We start from the raw sequence: 25667 nt of genomic DNA, 5'->3' as shown, positions 1-25667 counted from the left end.
TTAGCGCTTTACTGACCTTGCCAAGGCTTCTGGGCATTGTCGTTTTCGGCAGTGTCAGAGGAGTCGGAGGAAGTGGCCGGGGTTTCAGGAGCGCCGTAAACAGGAGTGTCTGGCGCTGCTGGAGCTTCGGAGCCGGCCGCAGCTGGCTGACCGTAAGCCGGTGCTGGCGGAACTGGCTGCTGCCATGCGGGAGCTGATGCTTCAGGTGCTGCAGATGAATCGCCAGTGGGGGCTGGAGCATACGTCTGCGGCTGCGGGGCTGGAGCACCGTATTCAGGAGTCGGTACTGGACCATTGAATCCGGGAGCTGGAGGCACCGGGGCACCATACTGCTGGTCGTACGGCTGACCATATGGCGCTGCGCCCGGGGCGGGGTAACCCGCAGGATCAGCATCCTTATCGAAACGAGCACCTTCGGGCTTGCTGGCCTGCGCCATGAACACGATGTACACGATGGTGGCGGCGAGAAGAATAAGCAAGCCCACCACAAGCAATCCAATGCTGCCTGCAGCAATAGTGCCGTAGCCCTTGCTGTACGTGCCGCCGTACGCCATGCCACCAATGCCGCCGAAGAGCGCGCCTGCGCCGCCTGCAATCAGCAGAATGATACTGACCAGCCATGCGCCATAGTAGACAGCAACCCACCAGCCGGGGCGGTTAGTGTCGTGCAAACGGCGGACTGCAAGAGCGATGCCGGGCACAATGACGGCGAGGCTCCACAAGCCACCAAGGAAGGCGAGCTTGTCATCCGTGATATCGGCAAGAACTTCGAGCACAAAAGTGATGCCGGTCTGTGCCAACGCCCACCACCAGAACTCGCTACGGGAAGCGCGGCCGGAGAACACGGCGTACTTCTTCCAGAAGCGCAGGAAGGCTTCTGGGAAAGAGCACCCATAGTACGGCTTATCGAGTGGAACCGCGGCAGGGCTGGATGTGGAGTATACGGGAGCGGGTTGCGGAGCGCCATACGGAGCATTGCCGTACTGGTTGCCATATGGATTGGCGTATGGGTTGTCGCCATAAGGGCTCGCGTAGTTCGGCTGCGCATACTGCGGCTGTTGTGGCTGTCCATAGGCCGGAGGCTGCTGATTCACGGGTGACTGCTCGAATGGATTCGGGGCACTGTACTGCGGATTCGTGGGCTGAGACTGCTGCCCATACTGGTCATACTGCGGTTGAGTGTACTGCGGCTGCCCATATTGTTGGGGTTGACCATACTGTTGCGGTTGCGCATACTGCGGCTGGCTGTACTGCGGCGTTGCAGGAGCGCCCGTGTTATACGGATTCTGCGGTTGTGGAGCTGAGTTGTTAGCGTTGCCAGACGGTGGCGTCTGTGGCAGCGGCGTATTGTTGGGATCGGTCATTGATTCCCCTTTCATCAAGGACGATATCGTCCTTCACTATTCTTCCAGTTTTTTTGGGAAAACCAAGCAAATCAGCGGAACATTGTCTGAATTCTACGTGTTACCCGCCTGGAAAAGGCCGTAAGGGTGGTGCAGTGGATTGTTATGAAATCGATATCAAACAAAGATGTGCGCTTCAGTGCGATTTGTTATCGTTAAGCCAGTTTTGCACGCGACTGCGGCGACGGAGTCGGGAAGCAACGAGTGCTTCCAGTGCGTCAATAAGGGGAATGACAATGAACAACGATTACATGACCATAACGGTGAACAACGTGAACACTGATTTCCATGAGATTCGTGAAGACGATTCGCAGGATTGGGCTGATTTGTTCAGCGGACTCGCCTGCTAGCGTCTGCTTCAGCTAGGTCCCTGCGCGTCCGGCGCGCGCGGCACAATAGGGGACTATGACTGATGCTGAAAACACCAAACCTGAACTCCCTGCGAACGTTCGTGTTCGCTTCTGCCCGTCTCCGACTGGTACGCCGCATGTCGGTATGATTCGTACCGCCCTGTTTAACTGGGCTGAGGCTCGCGCCACCGGTGGCAAGCTAGTCTTCCGTATCGAAGACACTGATGCCGCACGCGACTCCGAGGAAAGCTACAATCAGATTCTCGAATCCCTGCGTTGGTTGGGCATCGACTGGGATGAGGGCATCGATGTGGGTGGCCCTCACGGTCCGTACCGCCAGTCCGAGCGCACCGCCATCTACAAGGACGTTGCCGCCAAGCTGCTCGAAGCCGGCTACGCGTACGAGTCCTTCTCCACTCCTGAGGAAATCAAGGAGCGCAACCTCGCTGCCGGTCGCCCGGCCGAATTCGGCTACGATGGCTACGATCGCAACCTTACTGAAGAGCAGAAGGCTGCCTTCCGTGCTGAGGGTCGCAAGCCTGCCCTGCGTATTCGCATGCCTGACGAAGACATTGCCTTCGACGATCTGATTCGTGGCACCATTGAATTCAAGGCCGGTTCCGTGCCGGACTACGTGATCGTGCGCCCGAATGGTGACCCACTGTACACGCTCACCAACCCGGTGGACGACGCCATGATGGAAATCAACGTGGTGCTACGTGGTGAGGACCTGCTGAGCTCCACCCCGCGCCAGATTGTGCTGTACCGCTACCTCGAAGAGCTGGGCATCGCCAAGACCACCCCGCTGTTCGGCCACATGCCGTACGTGATGGGCCAGGGCAACAAGAAGCTTTCCAAGCGTGATCCGGAATCCAACCTGTTCAACCACCGTGATGCCGGCTTCATCCGTGAGGGCCTGCTCAACTACTTGGCACTGCTCGGCTGGTCCATCGCTCCCGACCGCGATGTGTTCTCTATGGACGAGATGATTGCCAAGTTCGACGTGCGCGACGTGAAGGCCAACCCGGCTCGTTTCGATCTGGACAAGGCCATCTCCATCAACGCCGAGCACATTCGTATGCTTGAGCCGGCCGACTTCCTGAAGCGCTCCGTGCCGTACCTGCACCGCGACGGTGTGGTTTCCGCGGACAACTGGGATGCCCTGACTGCCCGTGAGCAGGAGATTCTGACCGCCGCCGCTCCGCTGGTCCAGCCGCGCGTGCGTCTGCTCGGCGAGGTCGCCGGCATGGTCGGCTCCCTGCTCTCCACCGAGGAATACATTGAGCCTGCTGATGATGCGCGCAAGCAGCTCAAGGAATCCGCTGGCGAAGTGCTCGATGCCGCCATCGCAGCACTCGAAGGTGTGGATGAAGCTGACTGGAAGACCGACAACCTGCATGAGACCCTGAACAAGGCTCTGGTGGAAGACGGTGGCTACAAGCCGCGTCTGGCCTTCGGTCCGGTGCGCGTGGCCATGTCTGGCCGCCGCGTTTCCCCGCCACTGTTCGAGTCTATGGAAATCGTCGGCAAGCCGATCTCCATTGCTCGTCTGAAGGGTCTTCGCGAGCACCTGTGATTCCTGTAGGAGCCTCCCTCTGACGAGGGAGGTGGCGCGCGAAGCGCGACGGAGATAGAAAGAACGGGCATCTTTCCAATGTGGAAGATGCCCGTTCTTGCAATTCGTCAAAAAAGTTCATGATAATTCATCAGTAGACTTTATGATAATTCATCAGTAGGGTAAGCAAAACGTTGAAATTCCGCGCGACACGCCGTAAGTTGCGTAAGGGTGAATAGTTGCGTATATTTATCACTCGTTGCGCGGTTCACCGAGCAGCCGGTTGAAAAACTGAATATGCCCCCATCGTCTAGCGGTCTAGGACTACGCCCTCTCACGGCGCCAACACCGGTTCAAATCCGGTTGGGGGTACGACGAACAACTCTTCGGAGTTGCTACGCCAAGCCAAATTGGGATGTGGTGTAATTGGCAACACAGCTGATTCTGGTTCAGCCATTCTTGGTTCGAGTCCAGGCATCCCAGCCAATGACCCTCGCGGAATGCGAGGGTTTTTTGTTTTTCGGGCGGGTTTGTGATGGAACCCGTAACGTGCACAAAGAGCAAAGGAGATCGAAGTATGTCCGCTGAGCAGCAGACTGCACCAGCAAACAACACCAACGCCACCAATGACGGTGCCCAGAAGAAGCACGTTTCTAAGGTGGCCATCGCCATTATTGCTGTGGTGGTTGTCGCCATCGTGATTGTGGCTGGCGTGTTCGGCTTCCGTGCTTACTCTGACGCCCAGTACAACAATGCGGTTGCCGCTTGCGCCACCGCTTCCGAAGATGTGCGCAACGCCACCAATGACTACAACAATCTGGTCAATGGTGATGCTTCCGAAGCTGCTGCGCTCACTAAAAAGGATGTGAAGGATGCCTCCACGCTGGACGCCCTCAACAAGGAGTTGAGCGTGGAACTGCCGGTATACGAAGGCTGCGTGGCCGACGACACTGCCGGCTTCAAGTCCGCTACTGCGAAGCTCAACGAGCAGGCTGACTGGTACAAGGCGCATACTCAGTCGTTGCAGAAGGCTGTGGATTCCGTGAACGCTTCCAAGAAGTAAGCGAACAGGCACTCTCGCCATTGTCGCTAAAGCCGTCTTGTAATTGCGCAAGGCGGCTTTTTGCTATGCGCGCAATCGTCTCGCTGATGCATTGATTGCATCGGAGGCAGGTAAATTCGTCTTACTTTTTTGCGCAGTTTTTTCCCTGCGCGTGTCGCGATGATGCGAATATCGATGTGAAGGTTAACAACGTAGTCATTTATTGGGTTTTGTGATTTCGCTCACGCTGCAATTTGGTGTCAAATATGCGGCGATTCTTCGTGTTTGCTGAGATTGCTCTTAAGAATAGCTTCTTGTAAAGTGTCTTATCGTAATTGCGAATGCGTATTTTTCAATGAAGAAGGCATTTGCTTCACCTCGAAGAAGAGATTAAGGAAAATATAGTTAATGAAAAAGAAGAAGACTATATCGGCTGCGCTGGCAACAGCGTTAGCCTTAACCTGCATGGGCAGCGGGGGGGGTACTGCGTTCGCAGTACCCCTGTCTGATGCTGACTTGCAGACTTTGGCAAGTCAGATTCAGCAAATCAACGATACTTCTGATTCTGCAACTGCTTCCGAGACTCCTTCCGCACAAGCCGATGCGGTTGAAGGCTGGACCATTGACTCCAACATCGCTCAGGGCGGCGAAATCCTGGAGATGGCAAACGGTTGGCTGCACCTCAAGTCCACTGCCTCTAACGGCAATGCGGCAGCACCCAGCTCCAGCAACAACTGGCCGGCAGTGGCCGTATGGGGCACGGATTACGACTTCTCCAAGGCTGGCTCCTTCCATGCCACCATCAAGTCCCCACAGGAGGGCACAGCGAACCGCTTCGGCTTCTATCTGGGCTACAACGACCCGGGCAGTGGCCTGTTCATCGGCTACGATGCGCAAGGCTGGTTCTGGCAGACCTACACCGGTGGTGGCAATGGCGGCTGGTACGACGGCTCCCGTATAGCCGCGCCCAGCGCCAACGATGAACACGACATCCAAGTCTCCTGGACCGATGCCAAGGTCGCCACGCTGACCGTGGACGGCCAGAAGGCATTCGATGTCGATTACTCAGCCATGACGAACCTTTCCAACAAGCTCGCCATCAAGGCCGGCTCCTGGAAGTCGTTGAACGAAGTCACCGACGTCTACATCAAGGACTTCCCAGAGGTCATCGAAGCAGCCAAGCACGCGGTCTCCGGCAAGGTTGTTGATGCTGAAGGTGCCGCCATCGAAGGCGCTGCTGTCCGCTTGGGCAAGACCAAGGTCAAGACTGCCGCTGACGGCACCTTCTCCTTCGCTGATATCGAAGCCGGCGAATACACGCTGTCGATCGCCAAGGAAGGCTATGAGGACGTCTCCCAGCAGGTGACCGTGGGCGATGCCGATCTCGCCATCGATCCAATCACCCTTAACAAGACCGTTCCGGTTGCTTCCGAGACGCTGAAGACCAAGAAGATGGAAGTTCAGATCAAGAAGAACTTCCCCTCCGTGCTTCAGTACACGATGACCAACGGCAAGGTGATGTACGGCCAGACCAAGGATGTGCGCACCGTTGAGATCAACGGCACCAACATCGAACTGACCGACGATGACGTGACCTTCAAGAAGGTCTCCGACACCGAAGCTACCTACACGCTGAAGGTCAAGGACGCCGCCAAGAAGATTGACGCGGTGATCACCGTCCAGATCACGGTCAAGGCCAACCAGCTGCACCTCAACGTCACCAAGATCAAGAATAACCTGTCTGAAGGCATTCCTGAGGGCAACGGTGTGGAGGAGAACGCCATTCAGACGCTGTCCTTCCCGAACCAGAGCCTCGTTTCCGTGCGCTCCAGCCAGGAAGACGCCCAGTTCACTGGTGCACGTATGTCTTCCAACACGCAGAAGCCCGGTGACACCAACTTCGCAGTAACCGAAGATACCAACGTCACCGATAGCGACTACACCTACGGCTTCATCTCCGGTGCTGGCCTGAGCGCTGGCCTGTGGAGCAACTCCGAGCATGATGGCACCTATGTGGCAGCTCCCGTGCGCGGCGGCAGCCAGAACACGCGTGTCTACGCCACTACCCAGCAGACCGGTGACGCTACCTCCCTCGGTTTGGCCAGCGCTCCGTGGTACTACCACCGCACGGTCACTGATTCCAAGGGCAAGAAGTACACCGTGGCCGAAACCGCTCTGCCGCAGATGGCCGTGGCCATTGCCGGCGACGAGAACGAAGACGGTGCCGTCAACTGGCAGGATGGCGCGATCGCCTACCGCGACATCATGAACAACCCGTACAAGTCCGAGGAAGTGCCTGAACTGGTGGCATGGCGTATCGCCATGAACTTCGGTTCCCAGGCACAGAACCCGTTCCTCACCACGCTTGACAACGTCAAGAAGGTGGCCCTGAACACCGACGGCCTCGGCCAATCCGTGCTGCTCAAGGGCTACGGCAACGAAGGCCACGACTCCGGCCACCCGGACTACGGCGACATCGGCCAGCGTCTCGGCGGCGCCGACGACATGAACACCATGATGGAAGAGGGCTCCAAGTATGGCGCTCGCTTCGGCGTGCACGTCAACGCCTCCGAAATGTATCCGGAAGCCAAGGCCTTCAGCGAGGACATGGTGCGCCGCAAGAACATCACCAAAGACAACCCTACGGGTGATTTGAGCTACGGCTGGAATTGGCTTGATCAGGGTGTCGGCATCGACGGCATCTATGATCTGGCATCCGGCTCCCGCGTAAGCCGTTTCGCTGACCTCAGCAAGGAAGTCGGCGACAACATGGACTTCATCTACCTCGACGTGTGGGGCAACCTGACCTCTTCCGGTTCGGAAGATTCCTGGGAAACCCGCAAGATGAGCAAGATGATTAACGACAACGGCTGGCGTATGACCACCGAATGGGGTTCCGGCAACGAGTACGACTCCACCTTCCAGCACTGGGCGGCTGATCTGACTTACGGCGGCTATACCTCCAAGGGTGAGAACTCCGAAGTGATGCGCTTCCTGCGCAATCACCAGAAGGACAGCTGGGTTGGCGACTACCCGTCCTACGGCGGCGCGGCCAACGCCCCGTTGCTCGGCGGCTACAACATGAAGGACTTTGAAGGCTGGCAGGGCCGCAACGACTATGCCGCCTACATCAAGAACCTGTACACCCATGATGTATCCACCAAGTTCATCCAGCACTTCAAGGTGACCCGTTGGGTCAACAACCCGCTGCTGACCGCCGACAATGGCAACGACAACGCCGTGGTTGATTCGAACACGAACAACGGCAACGAGCAGATCACCCTGAAGGATTCCAACGGCAACGTTGTGGTAATCTCCCGTGGTTCCAACGACACCTCTAGCGCAGCCTACCGCCAGCGCACCATCACCCTCAACGGCGTGACGGTGGCTTCCGGTGTTGTCTCCGCAGGCGATGGTTCCTCCACCGGCGATGAGTCATACCTGCTGCCGTGGCTGTGGGATTCCTCCACCGGCAAGCTGGTCAAGGACTCCGAGCAGAAGCTCTACCACTGGAACACCAAGGGCGGCACCACCACCTGGACCCTGCCGGACAGCTGGAAGAACCTCTCCAGCGTGAAGGTGTACCAGCTCACCGATCAGGGCAAGACCAACGAGCAGACCGTGGCCGTCTCCGGCGGCAAGGTGACGCTCACCGCCGACGCCGAAACCCCGTACGTGGTGTACAAGGGCGAAGCCAAGCAGATCCAGGTCAACTGGAGCGAAGGCATGCACGTGGTGGATGCCGGCTTCAACGGCGGCTCCAACACCCTCACCGACAACTGGACCGTTAGCGGCACCGGCAAGGCTGAAGTCGAAGGCGAGAACAACGCCATGCTGCGCCTCACCGGCAAGGTTGACGTCTCCCAGCGTCTGACCGACCTCAAGGCTGGCCAGAAGTACGCACTGTACGTCGGTGTTGACAACCGCAGCACCGGCGACGCATCCGTCACCGTAACCAGCGGCGGCAAGGTGCTGGCCACCAACTCCACCAGCAAGTCCATCGCCAAGAACTACATCAAGGCATACGGCCACAACACGAACAGCAACACGGAAAATGGCTCCAGCTACTTCCAGAACATGTACGTGTTCTTCACCGCGCCTGAGAACGGCGATGCCACGGTCACTCTGTCTCATAAGAGCACTGACGGAGCGCACACCTACTTCGACGATGTGCGCATCGTGGAGAACCAGTACTCCGGCATCACCCTTGATGAGAACGGCGAACTCAAGCAGCTCACCAACGGATTCGAGAACAACGCCCAGGGCATCTGGCCGTTCGTCATCTCCGGTTCCGAAGGTGTTGAAGACAACCGCATCCACCTCTCCGAGTTGCATGCTCCGTTCACGCAGGCCGGTTGGGATGTCAAGAAGATGGACGATGTGCTCGATGGCACTTGGTCTGTGAAGGTCAACGGCCTGACCCAGAAGGGCACGCTGGTCTACCAGACGATCCCGCAGAACGTGAAGTTCGAGCCGGGCGCCAAGTACAAGGTGAGCTTCGACTACCAGTCCGGTTCCGATGACATCTACGCCATCGCTGTGGGCCAGGGTGAATACTCTGCCGGCAGCGTGAAGCTGACCAACCTGAAGAAGGCTCTGGGCGAGACCGGTAAGGCCGAGTTCGAGCTGACCGGTGGCGTCAACGGTGATTCTTGGTTCGGCATCTACTCGACCGCAACCGCACCTGATCTGCAGGGTTCCACCGGCAGTGCACAGGACTTCGGCGGCTACAAGGACTTCGTGCTCGACAACCTGAAGATCGAGCGCGTCGAATCCCAGACCCGCACCAAGGCCGAAGCGCAGGACAAGGTCAAGGAAATCCGCGGCAAGTACGATTCCAAGCGTGCTGAGCTCTCTGATGCCGCATGGCAGCAGTACCAGGACACCCTGGTCAAGGCTCGCGTGCTCATCAACAAGAATGGCGCAACCGCTGAGGACTTCACCAAGGCATACGACATTCTCGTGGCCCTCGACGAGTACATGAAGACCGCTCCCGGCAACGAGAGCAGCGACAAGTACGACGTGGCAGCTGACGGCTCCGACGAACTGGGCGGCTACACCGTGGCCGTGGGCAGCGAAGAGCCTACCGCAGGCCTGCCGAGCGAAGGCCCGGCTGATCTGGCGCAGGATGGCGACGACAGCACCCATTGGCACACCAGCTGGAGCGAGAACGCAGTCGGCAACGGCACCGCATGGTATCAGTTCAACCTCAACGAACCGACCACCATCAACGGCCTGCGCTACCTGCCGCGCTCCGGAGGCATGAACGCCAACGGTAAGATCAAGGGCTACAAGATCACGCTCACCCTGGCGGATGGCACCACCAAGGATGTCGTCACCGATGCTGAGTTCTCCACCACCACCATGTGGCAGAAGGCCAGCTTCGACGCCGTCGAGAATGTGACTGCCGTGCGCCTGACCGTCCTGTCTTCCGCAGGCCAGAGCGATTCCCAGACCAACAAGTTCGCATCCGCTGCCGAACTTCGTCTGACCACGGACCGCGAGGTCGAGGAAGAGACCGTCGCTCCGGACAAGACCGATCTCAACGACACCCTCGCCAAGGCGAACGGCCTCAAGGAATCCGATTACACGGCCGAAAGCTGGGCCGCACTGGTCAAGGCTCGCAAGGCCGCGCAGACCGTGGCGGATGACGATAAGGCTGACGCTTACGACGTGGCTCTGGCGCTGACGAACCTCGAATCCGCTATCGCTGGTCTCGAGAAGACCGGTGAGGAGCCTGGCCCTGGCCCGGTTGAGGTGAACAAGACCGACCTGCAGGCTACAGTGGACAAGGCAAGCAAGCTCGAGAAGGCCGATTACACGGCCAAGTCGTGGGAAGCCTTCGCCAAGGCACTGAAGGCTGCACAGCAGGTGCTTGACGACAAGAACGCCACCCAGCCGGACGTGGACGGCGCACTGAACACCCTTCAGGACGCCATCTCCAAGCTGGAAGCTGCAACCGAGCCGAAGCCGGATCCGGAACCGGGCGTGGTTGACAAGGCTGCTCTGAACGCGACCATCAACAAGGCCGCCGCCATCAACCTGGGTCTCTACACCGACGACTCCGCCAACGCTCTGCGCGCCGCACTGAAGAAGGCCCGTGAGGTCTCCGACAACAGCGACGCCACGCAGAAGCAGGTTGACGCAGCTCGCGAGGCTCTCGAGAAGGCAATCGCCGGCTTGGTGAAGCGTACCGCTGCCAAGGGTGACGGCAATGTCATCTCCAACACGGGTGCCAATGTTGCCACGATTGCTGTAGCAGGATTGCTGCTGGCCGGCGCCGGCGCTGCCATTGCCTACCGCCGCAATCGCGAGCAGATGTGAGCGTGAAGCCATAGGCTAACAATCACACGTAAGGAGCACTCCTTATCATCTCGGCCGGTGCCGGGCAGCAATGCCCAGCGCCGGCCGATTTATATATGAATCAGTGTTTCCCAGTAACCCAGTGGGCATCGGAATGCACATGCGGAACCATCATCACAATGACCGCAATCAGACAGACAATCATCACCATCAAAATAACGTCTTCATGCCCGCGCGTCTGCAGCGTGGCCCCAGTCAAAGCACCAAGTGCTAAAGCCAGCATCACAATCGCGCGCCGGCCAAGCTTGGACTGTTCATGGCCGTGCGCGGATGTGTCGGCAATAATGCCGGTCAGCGTCATCGTCAACACAGTCGTGGGCAGATCCGGTACCGAAAGCTTACGAGCAGTGGAATTCTGAATGCCCATAGCCGGGGCGAGCAGCACAATCAGCAGAATAATATGCAAATCAATATGCCTGGCAGTGGGGAAGTTCAGGCTGGGCTGTGAAGCGCGCGCGATGCCCATCGATGGCTCAGGCGCGAACTGATTGAGCAGATAGATACCAATCAGCGCGGCCGCCACAAAAGCCAGCTGAATCGACGTGGATACCAAGAGATGACGCGCGCGGTTGGCACCAAAGTAATGAATAATGCGCCCGCCGATGAACGCGCCAATCATAAATGTGGCCAACGTAAGCGCCGAAGTCCACCAGACGAAGCCCTGCGCGTGGGCGAACGCGAAGCCAAGGAACACGATATTGCCGGTCACATTGGCCACAAACACATGGCCGAGCGCCAAGTAACTTAAGGCGTCCACCAGCCCTGCGACGAACGTGAGAATAACCAAAGCCGGGGAAAGCAAGCCATATCGGTCATCCTTGCGGGGAATCAGCGTGCGTCCTGCTTCGGCAAGGTGTGAGGTCATGGTGTGAGAGGCTTTCCTTTGTTCTGGACGGACGGCACTTGCGATGGGTGCTTGACATGTTGGAACGCTCGCTGAGCGAGGCCTTGCACATTATGAAGTGTGTGCCGGACCGCGCTGTGAATTGCCTTGTTTTTTAGATGGATCTAGGCGATGAATCGCAAATATGTGCGGTCATCGAATGATTCATAATTCGCAGTGAATCCTTTGGTGGATTGGTACTCGCTGACGAGTTCCGGATCATCGCGCTTGAGTCGTTGCAGCTCAGCTTCGCTGGCGGCAAGCGTGGGGCGCAGCAGTGGGTAGCCATCCGAAGCAAGTACCACTTCGTCGCCCGGCTGAACAGGTACTGTGCGAATCGGATACGTTGCGTCAGTGAATCCATCAAATACGAAGTACCCATAAAGGCCACGCGCGTTGGCGAATTGGGACTGCAGACGTAGAAACGGCAGAATCATCTCGCGGGCTGGGTCGATGCTGTGGGTTGTTGACTGTGCGACATCGGCTGAGGATTGCTGCTTGCGCAATGCGAGCGTTGCGAATGCGCGCAGTTCTCCCATGAGCTTGTCTGCCTGCTTCAATGTGGGAGTTTGGTTGCCGTTGACCATGACCTGACAGTCTCCGAACAGCCATATCTCATGTCGGTAGGCGCTATAAATCACTGCGTTGGCTTGCAGTCGCTCGACAGGCTCGTGGACGAAAATGTCGTAGTCATTGCGTTGATGGTAGGCATGCTGGAAACTTGCATCGATTGTTTGCTGCGTCTCGCGCATCGTGGCATTTCCGGGCAGTTTGGCGATGGTTTCAAGCGTGAGGTTTTTAGCGGCTGCTCCGCCGCTTGGTTGCCATAGATGCCGGATGCTTTTGCTGGTCACACCATCTACTACCGCTGCGAAACCGGCAGTGACAATCATGCCGTCTTCGTTCAACGATGCGTTGGTTTGCTTGCCTTGACAATATTGCTCGATGATATGCGTGGCAAGCCTCCTTGTAGTTGTCGATTTCGAGGGTGCGCAATAGTTCGCCGTGAATTCACCTGAGGTTCGTTGGACGAGCATGGCCCGGTAACACGCCTCCGTTATATCTGACTGTAATACCGATGAGGCTAGGAAAAGGAATGATTATGCAGTCTGACAACAACCATCATGAATCGCATCACAACGATATGAGCCACGGCAACGACTACCAATACGACGTGTACATGTATGCCGAGTACGGCATCGAGTGGTGATTGAGAGCCCCGAGTGAGAATTGGACTCACGACCTCTTCCTTACCAAGGAAGTGCTCTACCACTGAGCTATCGGGGCAATAATGTGTGCACGGCTTAGGGCCGTTGAACGACTTGCACAACAATACACGCAATCGCGTATTACGCAAGTCGACGGGTGTGCGAGGAAGTATTCGGGTGCACTGAGTTGTACACATGGGCGCAATATTGGCTATTTTGCGCTCATGTGGCATTCGGATGTGCCACGTAATCGCGTTTTCGTGTTTCTATGCGCTGTTGTGGCACGAAAATTGTGGGAATTCGGTCATCTCGGAATATGTGTCATGCCACGCCACTGAAAAAACAGTGAATGTGCACGGTTGTGCACATATTTGGGCCGTTGTGTATATGCACGCGGACACGGATAACAAAAAAGGGTTTTGGTGAAAGCCAAAACCCTGATGGCGGAGGATGCGAGACCCCAACCTTCAGGGCGGCTCCGCCTTACTGCCGCTTGGGGTTTGGGGTTATCGCGCGATTGCCGTACCACCTCCGTTACCACGTCCACGGCGTGTCGTGAAGGGCCTTCGCGTCATTCGTGGTTTGGCTGTGGCGGGGTGAGGATACGCCATGTGCCGCGTTTGTCGGAGCCAGTACGTTCGATAAAACCAGCCTCCTGCATTGTGCGGAGAGTCCTCCACACGGTGGTGTACGACACGCTTAGTGCGTCTGCCGCCTGCCGATATGTAATCGACGGATTGTTGCGCAGCAACTCCAGAAGACGCTGCTCTCTGGTTACAGTTTCATTTACAGTTTCATTTACAGTTTCATTCGGGTCATGTTCGGTCTCGGCGTGAGCAGGTAGACCGTCTTCGGTGGTGGCGCCTTCCACCCAACGCACGGGGACGAATGCCTCGAACACGTCGCCGGTCGTCGTAGCGATCCAGGTTCTCGCGGCGCACGATCACGTCGGTCTTGTAGGCGGGCGCGATACGTGAGATGACCTCATCCTTGCCAAGCAGCATCACAGCGGCGAGGTTGAAGCCCTCCTCGCCGGTGTCGTAGTTCACGCCGTACAGGTCGGCGCTGCGCATCAGCTCCATGTCGTCCATCTCGGCCCACGGGTGGCCGGGCGTCTTCAACGCGGCCAGCTTGCGCACGCGCGGCAGCAGATCGAATCGGAAATCGGACGGCTTCAGGTACCGGTACACGCGCTGCTCGCTGAAGTGGTTCTGCTTGCGGATGTGCATCTGCGCGATCTGCGTCTCGCTGGTGATGCGCCGGTCCACGTCGGCCACCCGGTCGTAGATCACGTGCTTGAAGCTGACGACCGCGGGGCCGGCGGGAACCCAGACACGGATTACAAGCTTGCCGTCGTATTCGATGCGTTCGGTCTCGACGGCCGGTGCGACGTTGAACAGTTTGGGATTGCCGACCACGTTCACGAGGTTGCGTTCGATGGCTGCGGCCTGCGAACGGCTGACGCCTTCGACGGTGCCGTCGTCGAGCACGCCAAGGTAGATCGACCCGCCGAACCGGTTGTTGAACGAGCACACCGTCTCGAACGTGTCCGCCTCGGGCTGGACGCCACAGCGCTTGAACTCGACCGAGATGGATTATGAGCGAAACCGTCCGAAATTGGATTGATAAACAAAAACCCCGAAACCGTGACGATTTCGGGGTGATGGCGGAGGATACGAGATTCGAACTCGTGAGGCTGTTACACCAACACGCTTTCCAAGCGTGCGCCATAGACCACTAGGCGAATCCTCCATGCACTGCGATGTTTGCTAGAAGCAAGCTCCGTAGGCAACTCGAATAACCTACCATAGCTCGTGAGAAAATGCATATTCGGCGTGTCGTATTCATGTAGAAGGCAGAGGCGGCGTCGCATAGTCACATGCCGCTTATCTGTAAACAAATTTGGACAGTTGCATGAATTTTTGATAAGTGCGGAATGCCTCCACGCGTAATCAACCTAGGCTAATCAACCATGCGAGAAGACGTGCAAAGCGATGAGTATGCTCACGGTAGGGGCGGAAAAATGTTGGCGGAGGATACGAGATTCGAACTCGTTGGGCAGTCCGCGCCTAATCCGGCAAGCCGTGCACGTGCTGCAGAGATTATGAGACAAGTCCTGTCCAATGGCGGTGTGATGCGACGTTGGCTGGGTGCTTGTTGCCCATCGACGCTGACAGAAGCATTGAGAACTCGTTTCCTACCATATGCGTTCATCATCGCAATTGCATGGCTGCCGTGGCTTATCCTCACTTGGCCTGGCTCTATGCGCGACGATACCCTCGCGCAATACCTCCAAGCCTCGGGTCTGCACCACTATTACACGCAGCATCCACTGTTCGATACGCTGATGTTCAAACTCTTCTGGGATGCCGGCCGCGCACTGTTTGGCACTCCGCTTGCTGGGCAAGCCGTCTACACCGTTGCGCAAACCGCGGCGCTCGCTGTGGGCAGTGCATTGATGATGTGCTATATCTGCAAAATCGGCACTCCGCGATGGTTGAGGATGCTCAGTCTTATATATCTCGCAACCAGTTACGTAGTAGTCGGTTCCATCTCCACTATGGGCAAGGATTCACTGCACGCAGTATTCTTCCTACCGCTTGCCGTGATATTCGCAGAGGTCTGTCGCACAAAAGGCGCAGTATTGCGCAGGATTCCGGTTGCCGTAGTTTTCATTGTGCTGATGTTCGCCGCCATCGCATCCAAGCGAACGGCTCTGCTGATTGTGCTGTGCGCTGGTATCGGCATGATTGCAGTGTGCACTGGACGCTCGCAAAGCGCTGTATCTCGGTGGCTGAGTAATCGATTCCGCGCGTTCACGTGCTTCGCCATCGCCATCATTGCAGCCCAATCTATCTGGTCACCGATGGCTGCAGCGGCAACGCAGGCCAACCATTCGCCCGGGCGTGAGGTATGGGGGCTAATCACCCAGCCGGTCGCCCAAGTCGCGCACGATGAGCCATCGGTCATAAGTCCATCTCAGAGCAACCATCTCAACGCAATCATGGACTTGGATAAAGCAGCCGCCAACATCGAACCACAGCGCACGAACGAAACATTCGCCACTTTGTACACCGAATCTAAGCTCGGGCATCCAGCACCGACTACTTCCCAAAAAATCGCGGCGATTGCAACGTGGGTTCAGCTTGGTGCTGCTAATCCCGGCGAATATGTGAAGGCCTACGCTGGTGTGATGCGTGGATGGTGGGATCCGCTCAGGAACTTCGCCTATCCGACCGATTCCGACTATCTGTTCACGCCTGGATACCTGAAACAATGGGCGTCGTATTTGCCGGCGGAAGCGGGTTCGGCGCAACGGTTGAGCGAAATCAAACGAGATCTCTCGCCGCTGATGGGAACATCGAACAAGCCGCAGTGGAAGCATAAAACACTACTGTCCATCCATCGATGGGTGCGGGATAAGAATCCGCTGACTGCGATGGCATTGTATGTGACTTGGATTCCGGTGGTCCTAGGCATTGTGCTGGTGATGCAAGCAATTCGGCGTAAGAAATGTACTCAAAGTGAGGCGGCTGCCGTAGCCGGATTCATGCCGACTCAGGCGCTCGCCGCTTATGGTCTGCTGGCATTTACGGTACTGTCGCTCTACGCCTCGCCCGAAGCGCTGTTCTGGTATCCGATTCCGGTGTATTTCACACTGCCGTTGTTCGTGGCAGCGGCGTTCACATTGCGGGAAGCGGTGCAATACTGAGCTCGCTATGGTCAAATAGTGAGACATTTTTCGGCAATATCTGATGCAAACAGTGCCTTAATTACCTCGCACTATCAAAAAAATCAAGACTGTTTTTCAAAAAAAGTTTTTCTGTAATTTGTGAAGTTGGTTTTGGTTCTAAGGCCGTTCATAGAGAGAGGAATATGGCATGGTTCGTCGCGCCCGCGTACAGTCTGCTGCACAATCCGCTGAGCATAACAGCGTACGTCAGCTGCGCGTTCTGGCTGCGATAGCATTCCTGTTCGCTCTGGTGGTCGCTACTGTTGCGCCTGCCGTGGCTGCCGTACCGCAGGCCTTCGCTGATAGCAGCTCATCCGGCAGTGTTGACTATGCCACTTGGGCTGAGGTTTCCAAGGCGATGGATAAGAAGCTGGAGGAAGGCCAGAAGACTTATAAGGACGGCAACACCGCTGGTTCCACATCCGCTTTCATGGCCGCCTACAACCAGATTTACGTGGCCTCGAACTTCACCGCCGTGGTGCACGACACCATCGGTGCGGATAAGCAGCTCTCCCAGCAGCAGGCATTCCAAAGCATTCAAAATCTTTCCTACACTCCCGGCAATGATGATCAGCTTACCCAGCAGATTGATGCGCTGACGGCCGACCTTGACGCTACGGCTCAGCAGCTTGACGCCAACGCTGATCTTGCCAAGCCGAAGGCTTACGCCGAAGCCCTGCAGAAGCAGCTGGCCAAAGAGCGCAAGGAGCTCGACGCCAAAAAGAAGAAGAATCCGGGCAAGGGCAACCGTTCCTGGACCGACGTGGCCAACGAAATGACCCCGATTCTCGACAACGCATACAAGGCTTACGCGAACGGTGATGCGGCCAAGGGTGCCACGCTGGTGAACAACGCCTACTACCAGTATTACGAGAAGCTTGGCTTCGAAAAGAACGTGATGAACGCCATCAGCGGCAACCGCGTCTCGCAGGTGGAATACCAGTTCAAGATGTGCCGCAAGTCCATGAACACCGGCGCATCCCTGAAAGACACCAAGAAACTGATTGACGACCTTAAGGCCATGCTGGTCAAGGACGCGGGCATCCTCGATGGTGGCGCTGCCGACAAGGAAGGCGGCTTCACCAAGTTCATCACCAGCGCGGTTGGCCAGGCATTCCTGATCTTGATTCGCGAAGGCCTTGAAGCCCTGCTCGTGGTGGCCGCCGTGGTGGCCTACCTCGTCAAGTCCGGCAACAAGCGCTTCACCAAGTGGATTTACGTGGGTGTGCTCGCCGGTCTCGCCGGCTCCGGCATCATCGCCGTGATCTTCACACTGCTGTTCGGCGGCTCCGGCCCGCAGCAGGAAATCATGGAAGGCGTCTGCGCGCTGATTGCTATGGGCATGCTGCTGTGGACCAGCAACTGGATGCTCAACAAATCTTCCGTTGAAGCGTGGAACCGCTACATCAAGAACAAGACCGAAGCTGCCGTCAAGTCCGTCTCCTCGCAGGTGGAGGCCGGCGAAAAGGTGGCATTCGGCACGATTGTGTCCCTTGCCATGCTGAGCTTCCTCGCCGTGTTCCGCGAAGGCGCAGAAACCGTGATCTTCTACCAGTCCATCTACTCGATGAGCCAGGATTCCCAAGGCATGTGGACCGGCGGCATCGCCGCGGCCGTGGTGCTGGTGATCATCTTCCTGATCATCCGCTTCACCTCCGTGAAGATTCCGATCGGTCCGTTCTTCCTGGTCACCTCGATTCTGATGTCCGTGCTTGTGGTCGTCTTCGCAGGCGGCGGCGTGCACGCGTTGATCGAGGGCGATGCACTGCCTGCCAACTACTTGCAGGGCGTGCCTACCAATGATTGGCTCGGCTTCTACCCGTACGTCGAATGCATTGTGGCTCAGGTACTTGCCGCCGTTGCAGTGATCGCACTGTTTGTGGTCGGCTTCATCAAGCAGCGCAAGCTGAAGGCGTCGGCTGCGGCAGCTCCGGCGTCGGCTGCGAAGTAACCGCCCCCCCAACATAACAACAGACTTGCGGCACGGCCTTGGACTCGATTCCAATCCGAGCCGCGCAACTCAAAACTCAATAACAAAACGTGAATCCCGAATTCACCAGAGATAAGGAATAGAGAAATGATGAAGAACAAGAAACTGGCCGCTCTGCTTGGCCTGCTGCTCGCCGGTTCCATGACCCTGTCTATGGCCGCCTGCGGTTCCACCAACTCCGCTTCTGACACCAAGAGCGACTCCTCCTCCCAGTCCTCCGACTCTTCCAAGAGCGACTCTTCCGACTCCTCCTCCGATTCCGGCGCTGGTTTCGAAGAGGTCCCGGTCGGCCCGTCCGGCACCGCTGAAGAGCAGGATCAGGACGCTGGCCCGCTGACCGTGGGTGCTGTGTACTTCCAGCCAATCGATATGGAGCCGGCTTCTATGGGTCTGAAGGCTGCTGACGCTTCCTTCCATCTTGAGGCTGACATCCATGCCAACCAGAAGGGCACCGAGCTCGGCTATGGCAAGGGTGATTTCGTGCCGGATCTGACTGTGAACTACACCATCATCGACAAGTCCACCGGCAAGGAAGTCGAAGGCGGCACCGCCACCTCCGGTACCTTCATGCAGATGAACGCTTCCGACGGCCCGCACTACGGTGCTAACGTGAAGCTCGACAAGGCTGGCACCTACCAGCTCAAGCTCTCCATCGAGTCCCCGGCTGCTAAGGGCTGGATGCTCCACGTGGATCCTGAGACCGGTGTCAAGGGCCACTTCTGGACCGAGCCGATCGAAGTCACCTTCGACAACTGGGATTACACTCCTCGCCAGTGGTGATTACCGTTATGTAGCGAAATTGCTCCCCTCCGCACGAGGGGAGCTTTCGCTGTTTTGTGGGACTTAACTTTAGAGATCTAAGAAAGGGCGCGAATGCTGGAACAATTCGTTGCGGTGATGCCGGGGACGCTTGCCCCAGCGTTGCTGGTCATGTGCCTGAGTGTAATGCTCACAGTGGGCGAAGGCCGCGATAAGCCGCTGAGCGCCTACTGGAGACTGTGGGGGCTGGGCTTCGGCATTGTCGCCGCCATCGTATTTGCGGCCCTACGCGCCACTGCAGTCATCAATCAACGTACTTTTATCAACTATCCGGTGCTGATCGTTGCCGTTATCGTCGATGTGCTCGCTCTCGCCGTGGTGCTGTGCGCGCATCTCATCACTCATAACTGGGCTCAGCATCAGCTCTGGATGCACATAGCCAACGCTGTAGCCGCTGTGCAGATTGCACTCACGGTGTTTTACGCACTGCCGGACGTGATTCTGCAGCTCACCATCTGGGTTGAACCGGGGGAGACCGCGTTCACTTCCGCCATGCTGCTGCGCGCGTTGGGCTTCCTGCTTGGTGTGGCAATGTCGATTATCGTGGCAGCTATTTTCCGCACCATGCGCACCACCGCAGTGCGTTGGGCGTTCACCGTGGCCGTTGTGACCATGATGGTTATTCTGCTGATTCAACACTTCACCGGTCTCGCGCAGATCTTGCAGGCTCGTGGCTTCCCGATGAATCACACGATGTTCGTGGCTCTAGCCTGGTCCATCAACCAGAATTCCTCGATGATCATGGCGCAGGCGTTGGTGTTCCTGATTCCCGCCGTGGCTTCCGTGGTGGCCGGATTCCGTATGAAGACCCACGATGTGCCCGGTGCGAACGAAGCCACATTGCGCCGGCATAAGGCGTTCCGCCGCCACGCCATCGCTGCTGCAGTCTGGAGCCTTATCGCAGCCATCGGCGTCACCGCAACGCTGACCGTAGGCGTGGCCGCCACGCACCAAACCATTACGCTATCTCCGCCAGAGTCCTATTCGCTGAAGGACGGCGTGGCCACGATTCCGTTCACCCAAGTGGAGGACGGCCATCTGCATCGCTTTGAATACAAGGCCAAAGACGGTACCGTGATGCGCTTCATCATCATCCGCAAGAACGGCGGCGCATACGGCATCGGCCTTGACGCTTGCGAGAACTGCGGTGATGCCGGCTACTACGAGAAGAACGGCAAGATCATCTGCAAGAAGTGCGAGGTGGCCATCAACTTGGCAACCATCGGCTTCAAGGGTGGATGCAACCCGATTCCATTCCCATACAAGACCGGCAACGGCAAAATCACTATTCAAACCACGGATCTGGATGCCCTGAGCGTCCACTTCCAGTGATCAAGGCAGGAGGCAAGAATCATGTTCTTTCTGCGAATGATTGCGCGGTCGTTCACACGCCAGTTGCGCAGGCGTCTGCTCATCGCACTCACCGTGTGCCTATCCGCCACGGTCAGTGTTTCGATGCTGGGCGTCGTATTCGACGTGGGCGATAAGCTCAACGCCGAATTGTCTACCTACGGCTCGAATATCACCGTGCAGCCGAAGTCTGATGCTGTGGTGTCTGACCTGTACAACACCGAGGGCAGCGATGCCGGCACTTCAGGTGGTTCTGCATCTGCTAGCGATCCGACCTCGTTCCTGAAGGAATCAGATGCCGCCAAAATCAAGACGATTTTCTGGGCGTTCAACATCACGAACTTTGCGCCTGAGTTGAACCAGCACGTCACCGCCATCAACACCAAGCCAGTGACCGAGGGCAACGGTTGGTCGGTCAGTCTCGCCGACTACCCCACGAAAAAGAACGTTCCCGTGGTGGGCACTTGGTTCAACAAGAAGCTGAAGTTGCCTTCCGGTGAGACCACGGTGGTAGGCGTCGAAGGCATGCGCTCGTGGTGGACGCTGCAGGGCCGCTGGCCGAAGGATGGCACCAAGGAAGCCATCATCGGCAAGGATCTGGCCAAGTCACTCGGCGTGAACGCCGGACAGAGTCATGAAGACGAGGCCGCAGTACAGGTCGGCGGCACGGTATCGCTGATGCGCGGGGATAAGTCCATTGACTTCAAGATCGTTGGCGTTTACGACTCCGGTGACGACGACAACAGTGCGATGTACGTCTCCTCGAATCAGTTGCAGGATTTGACCGATTTGCCGGATTCGGTGAACAAGATCGAAGTCAAGGCGCTGACCACGCCGGAAAACGATTTGGCTCGCAAAGCGGCCAAGAATCCGGCTGCTTTGAGCCAGGACGAGTGGGAAACCTGGTACTGCACCGCTTATCCAAGCTCGATCGCCTACCAAATCGAAGAAGTGATTCCGGGCGCTGTGGCCAAGCAAGTGCGTCAGGTGGCAGCACTGCAAGGCAATGTGCTGCAAAAAACGCAGGCAGTGATGATTCTGATGACTGTGCTGAGTTTGATTGCGGCGGCCGTGGCCGTGGCGAATCTGATGGTTGCATCAATCGGCGAACGATCCGCTGAACTGGCGCTTTTGAAGGCGATTGGTGCTACGGATGGTGCGGTCTCTCGCCTGATGATGGCTGAGACCGCAGCGATTTCGCTGCTTGGTGCCGTGGTAGGTGCTGGGCTCGGTTCAGGTGTGGCACAGCTGATAGGCCATGTGGTGTTCGGCTCAGGCATCACGATGCGCCCGATGGTGTTCGTGCTCGTGTTCGTGCTGCTTGCGGTAACCGTGTTGCTGGCTTCCGCTTCGTCGATTCGCTCGATTCTGAGTCTGAAGCCTGCGGAGGTACTTCATGGTCGCTGAGTTCCATACTTTGGCCTCCTCTGATGAAGGGACTGTTCTGGTTTTGACTACCCCTCAGTCAGCTATGCTGACAGCTCCCCTGACAAAGGGAGCCGGTAGGGATGCGAAAGGAGAGTGCCGATGACGAATACCGGTATGTTCTTCAGAATGCTGTTCAGTGCGGTGTTCCGTCGCCGTTCGCGTGCAGTGATGGCTGTGGTGGCCTCTCTGGTGGGTGCTGCCACGCTGTTCTGCCTGGCAATGATCTGCATCGCCGTGCCGCAGCAGATGAATGAGGAGATGCGCGCGTATGGCGCGAACCTTATCGTGACGCCTACCGAATCCGGTGCGGACGGTAAAACTGGCATTGATTCGGCAATGGTGAAACACACCACTGAAATGGTGGCTGCCAAGGGTTCCGAAAAACACGCCACCTATCGATATGAGAACGTGCGTGTGAACGCAGCACCGTATGTGATGGCCGGCATTGATACCGCGGAAGTGCGCAATCTCAACCATCATTGGGTAGTGGATGGTAAATGGCCGTCCGCTGGCAAAGTGCTGATTGGCCGCGATGTGGCCGACGCAATGGGCCTCGAAGTCGGCGGTCGCATCACCATCGGCTACCGCGCCTCCGACAACACTTCCACCTCCGCTTCGGATTCCTCAGCGAATACGGACGCGAGCGGTTCCACCTCGGCTCCCTCGGATAGTGCTGCTGGGTCGGATCAGGGCACGAGCGGTTCCGCTTCGGCTCCCTCTGATGAGGGAGCTGGCTCCGCGAATGCGGAGACTGAGGGAGAGACCTCCAACAATACTGGTTCGCAGTCCTCTGCGAACTCCTCTACTACTGGCAGCCAATCCGGCCAGCAAACCCAAGACGGCCGTGTCTCCAGCGACATCATGGACACCTCCGGCACTGAATTCCGCGTCTCCGGCATCGTAGACACGGGCGGCAGCGAAGACTCCATCATCTACGCCACCAACGATGACGTCACCAAGCTCACCGGCACCACGCGTGGTGTGGACGTTATCGAATACTCGGCCGGCACTGAAGACCTGAACGCCTTAGTCAAGAGCATCAACAGCATGACCTCCATGCATGTCAAGGCCCAGCCGGTCACCAAGATCACCTCTTCCGATACGCGCATCATCACGATGCTGCAGACCTTGTTCTGGATTGTGTCGTTGGTGGTGCTGGTGCTTACCCTCGTGGGCGTAGGCACCACGATCAGCTCGATCGTGTCTCAGCGCCGCAACGAAATCGGCCTGCGCAAGGCGCTTGGTGCAAGCTCCGCAGCCATCGGCATTGAATTCTATGTGGAATCAGCCATGTATGGCCTGATTGGCGGTCTGCTCGGCACGACCATCGGCTTCGGACTCGCGCAATGGCTGTGTGTTGCCGTGTTCGACCGTTCCATCGGCTTCAACTGGTGGCTGGCCGCCGGCTCGGTGATTCTGGCCGCTTTGGTTGCCGTCATCGCGTCCATTCCACCGGTTCACCGCGCCACCCGCATCGACCCGGCCGTCGTGCTGCGCGAAGAATAGACTTACTAGAAAATCAGGAGAAACATCATGGATATGCTGCTTGAGCTTGACCATATCTCGAAGATCTACGGCGACCTGCATGCCGTGGATGACCTGAGCCTCACCGTGCCGCAAGGCGAATGGCTGGCCATCGTGGGCTCGTCCGGTTCCGGCAAAACCACGCTGATGAACATGATTGGCTGCATGGATACGCCTTCCAAGGGCTCGGTGAAGCTTGAAGGCCGCAAGTTGGAAGATCTGAACGCCGGTCAGCTTGCGGACGTGCGCAAAAACCTCATCGGCTTGGTATTCCAGAAGTTCTATCTGGTGCCGCATCTGACCGCAGTAGAAAACGTGATGGTGGCACAGTACTACCACTCCGTAGTCGATGAGAAGCAGGCGTTGGAGGCCCTGGAAAAGGTCGGCCTGAAGGACCGCGCCCACCATCTGCCCGGCCAGCTTTCCGGTGGCGAGCAGCAGCGCGTATGCGTGGCACGCGCACTGATCAATGAGCCGAAGCTGATTTTGGCTGACGAGCCCACCGGCAACTTGGATGAGAAGAACGAGAAGATCGTGCTCGACCTGTTCCGCCAGCTGCATGAGCAGGGCACCACGATTATCGTGGTCACTCATGATGCGCTGGTGGCCAGCTGCGCCGAACGTGAGATTATGCTCAACCACGGTGTGCTCGTGGGTGAGAAATGGAATGACGAGAAGGCTCGAGAAGCCTACGAAGCTGCCGGTGGCAAGCCGGCCTCCACTGGCGCTAAAGTGGAGAGCGCTCAGACCGGCGAGACTGCCATCGGTTTCGCCGACCCCACCAAGGCCGCGAAAACGGCCAACTTGTTAAGCGAATAACCCAGTGGGTTATTCGTAGAGTTGGCTGAACGACGACAGTCGTGAAGTGATGTGACACGCTCGCCGAAGGCGAGTCTTTAGTTAAGGTGAAACGGTATGGCTAACACGTTGAAGAAGTCCGCCACATTGGCGGCCGCCGGCTTGGTGGTTGCCGGCGCTCTGCTCGCTGGCTGCGGCGAATCCAAAGCCACGCCTATGGATGACTCCTACGCCGGCAACTCCGGTGAGACCGAGAAATCCCAGGAGGAGCAGTCGCAGTCGAACGGTTCTGATTCCAGCTCATCGGATTCTTCGCAGGATAAGTCCTCCAGCACCACGTCCGATAAGAAGGACACGGGCAACTACAAGGATGGCGACTACTCCATCAACGGCCAGTATGGCCCGGTGGGCGAGGATTCCATCGACGTGCATCTGACCATCAAGGATGGCAACGTCGAAAACGTGGAGATTGTCGGCCACCCGTTCACCACCATCTCCAAGAATCATCAGGATGCCTTCGCCAAGGCCATCAATGGCGTGGTGGACGGCAAACCATTGAAGGACCTCAAGGTCGACAAGGTGGCGGGAGCCAGCTGGACTTCCGACGCCTTCAACAAGGCCTTGGAAATTGCCCGCCAGGAAGCCTCCATTCAGCAATAATCAAGAGTAGCTACGCCAGCAGCGCGGGCCAGAGCAGATTGGTCATGCGCTGCGGCCATGCAGCGATATCACTGTCAGTAGGATGCTGGTCGATGGCCTCATATGCCACCAGCGAGCCGATAATCGTGGAAAGCAGCAGTCGTTCGTCAAGACCGGTGCGGAACACGCCCTCTGCAACCCCCAAATTCAGGAAGCTCCTGAGCTTGCCAAGCCACGGTGTCACCACCTGATCGACGATATGGTGGAAGAATTCAGCCTCGCTGGAGAGCACAATGCCCACGCTGCGCACATCGATGTTATTCGTGCGCACCCAATCCACCAATTTGCCTAACATCAAGGTGAAATGCTCGCGCGTGGGGCTTAGCGCTGGTGAAAGCTCATCTTCCGCATTGACCAAATACATGGCGCTGATGCCGCGCAGCAGTTCATTGGAATTATGGTATCGGCGGTAAATGGTGGTTTTGGCCACGCCTGAACGCCGTGCCACCTCTTCAATGGTCACACCGCTGATGCCGCGCTCCACAGCAATCTGCAACGTGGCATGCATGAGCTTACGATCCG

At 57.4% G+C, this 25667-nt stretch carries 17 protein-coding genes and 4 tRNA genes; 13 read left to right on the top strand and 8 right to left on the bottom strand.

Going from position 1 to position 25667, the window contains the following annotated elements; translation table 11 throughout:
* Nucleotides 1-8: 8 nt before the first annotated feature.
* Entirely contained in the window at nucleotides 9-1364 is a 1356-nt protein-coding gene (locus BISA_RS05685) for a DUF805 domain-containing protein (protein WP_033890706.1), read from the bottom strand.
* 444 nt (nucleotides 1365-1808) lie between these two features.
* On the opposite strand from BISA_RS05685, the gene gltX reads away from it, so the two are divergent.
* From gltX to BISA_RS05660, 5 genes are all read left to right on the top strand, one after another.
* Entirely contained in the window at nucleotides 1809-3329 is a 1521-nt protein-coding gene (gltX, locus tag BISA_RS05680) for a glutamate--tRNA ligase (protein WP_033890705.1), read from the top strand.
* 278 nt (nucleotides 3330-3607) lie between these two features.
* Nucleotides 3608-3680, top strand: a tRNA-Glu gene (locus BISA_RS05675).
* A gap of 39 nt (nucleotides 3681-3719) precedes the next feature.
* Nucleotides 3720-3794, top strand: a tRNA-Gln gene (locus BISA_RS05670).
* A gap of 91 nt (nucleotides 3795-3885) precedes the next feature.
* Complete coding sequence (locus BISA_RS05665) at nucleotides 3886-4371, top strand: hypothetical protein (RefSeq protein WP_033890703.1); 486 nt, start codon at nucleotides 3886-3888, stop codon at nucleotides 4369-4371.
* A 387-nt stretch (nucleotides 4372-4758) separates the two neighbouring features.
* Nucleotides 4759-10674: an endo-alpha-N-acetylgalactosaminidase family protein gene (locus BISA_RS05660; protein WP_033890701.1), complete on the top strand. Its 5916-nt coding sequence runs from the start codon at nucleotides 4759-4761 to the stop codon at nucleotides 10672-10674.
* A gap of 100 nt (nucleotides 10675-10774) precedes the next feature.
* Here BISA_RS05660 and BISA_RS05655 read toward each other — a convergent pair whose 3' ends face one another.
* The 6 genes from BISA_RS05655 to BISA_RS05635 all read right to left on the bottom strand — a co-directional run bounded on the left by BISA_RS05655 (nucleotide 10775) and on the right by BISA_RS05635 (nucleotide 14556).
* On the bottom strand, nucleotides 10775-11578 hold the full coding sequence (locus tag BISA_RS05655) for a YoaK family protein (protein ID WP_033890700.1): 804 nt from the start codon (nucleotides 11576-11578) through the stop codon (nucleotides 10775-10777).
* A gap of 143 nt (nucleotides 11579-11721) precedes the next feature.
* The gene (locus BISA_RS13100; RefSeq protein WP_202806953.1) at nucleotides 11722-12633 is read right to left on the bottom strand and encodes a hypothetical protein; all 912 of its coding nucleotides are present in this window, start codon (nucleotides 12631-12633) and stop codon (nucleotides 11722-11724) included.
* A 178-nt stretch (nucleotides 12634-12811) separates the two neighbouring features.
* Nucleotides 12812-12883 (bottom strand) — tRNA-Thr (locus BISA_RS05645).
* Between the two features lie 492 nt (nucleotides 12884-13375).
* Nucleotides 13376-13675, bottom strand: a complete 300-nt coding sequence (locus tag BISA_RS13605) for a winged helix-turn-helix transcriptional regulator (protein WP_420308628.1) — start codon at nucleotides 13673-13675, stop codon at nucleotides 13376-13378.
* Complete coding sequence (locus tag BISA_RS11945) at nucleotides 13620-14396, bottom strand: AlbA family DNA-binding domain-containing protein (protein ID WP_081890029.1); 777 nt, start codon at nucleotides 14394-14396, stop codon at nucleotides 13620-13622. Before BISA_RS11945 ends, BISA_RS13605 begins: the two co-directional genes overlap by 56 nt.
* 72 nt (nucleotides 14397-14468) lie before the next feature.
* Nucleotides 14469-14556 (bottom strand) — tRNA-Ser (locus tag BISA_RS05635).
* Nucleotides 14557-15067: 511 nt separating this feature from the next.
* On the opposite strand from BISA_RS05635, the gene BISA_RS05630 reads away from it, so the two are divergent.
* From BISA_RS05630 to BISA_RS05595, 8 genes are all read left to right on the top strand, one after another.
* On the top strand, nucleotides 15068-16516 hold the full coding sequence (locus BISA_RS05630; protein WP_152597143.1) for a DUF6020 family protein: 1449 nt from the start codon (nucleotides 15068-15070) through the stop codon (nucleotides 16514-16516).
* 169 nt (nucleotides 16517-16685) lie between these two features.
* Nucleotides 16686-18488, top strand: coding sequence for an FTR1 family iron permease (locus tag BISA_RS05625; RefSeq protein ID WP_033890697.1), 1803 nt, complete (start codon nucleotides 16686-16688; stop codon nucleotides 18486-18488).
* A 126-nt stretch (nucleotides 18489-18614) separates the two neighbouring features.
* The gene (locus BISA_RS05620) at nucleotides 18615-19307 is read left to right on the top strand and encodes an iron transporter (RefSeq protein WP_081890028.1); all 693 of its coding nucleotides are present in this window, start codon (nucleotides 18615-18617) and stop codon (nucleotides 19305-19307) included.
* 93 nt (nucleotides 19308-19400) lie between these two features.
* A complete protein-coding gene (locus BISA_RS05615) occupies nucleotides 19401-20678 on the top strand; it encodes a DUF2318 domain-containing protein (RefSeq protein WP_033890695.1) in 1278 nt (425 codons plus the stop codon).
* 21 nt (nucleotides 20679-20699) lie between these two features.
* Nucleotides 20700-22103 carry an ABC transporter permease gene (locus tag BISA_RS05610; RefSeq protein ID WP_033890694.1) on the top strand — a complete coding sequence of 468 codons (1404 nt, stop codon included), beginning with the start codon at nucleotides 20700-20702 and terminating at the stop codon, nucleotides 22101-22103.
* A 120-nt stretch (nucleotides 22104-22223) separates the two neighbouring features.
* Nucleotides 22224-23630, top strand: a complete 1407-nt coding sequence (locus BISA_RS05605; RefSeq protein ID WP_033890693.1) for an ABC transporter permease — start codon at nucleotides 22224-22226, stop codon at nucleotides 23628-23630.
* 33 nt (nucleotides 23631-23663) lie between these two features.
* Complete coding sequence (locus tag BISA_RS05600) at nucleotides 23664-24467, top strand: ABC transporter ATP-binding protein (protein WP_033890803.1); 804 nt, start codon at nucleotides 23664-23666, stop codon at nucleotides 24465-24467.
* A 96-nt stretch (nucleotides 24468-24563) separates the two neighbouring features.
* Complete coding sequence (locus BISA_RS05595) at nucleotides 24564-25106, top strand: FMN-binding protein (RefSeq protein ID WP_033890691.1); 543 nt, start codon at nucleotides 24564-24566, stop codon at nucleotides 25104-25106.
* Nucleotides 25107-25116: 10 nt separating this feature from the next.
* On the opposite strand, the gene BISA_RS05590 is transcribed toward BISA_RS05595, so the two are convergent.
* Complete coding sequence (locus tag BISA_RS05590) at nucleotides 25117-25653, bottom strand: TetR/AcrR family transcriptional regulator (RefSeq protein WP_161786491.1); 537 nt, start codon at nucleotides 25651-25653, stop codon at nucleotides 25117-25119.
* Nucleotides 25654-25667: the final 14 nt, after the last annotated feature.

Source organism: Bifidobacterium saguini DSM 23967 (assembly GCF_000741715.1).
Lineage (GTDB): Bacteria > Actinomycetota > Actinomycetes > Actinomycetales > Bifidobacteriaceae > Bifidobacterium > Bifidobacterium saguini.
This window is presented reverse-complemented; position numbering and strand designations above follow the sequence as displayed.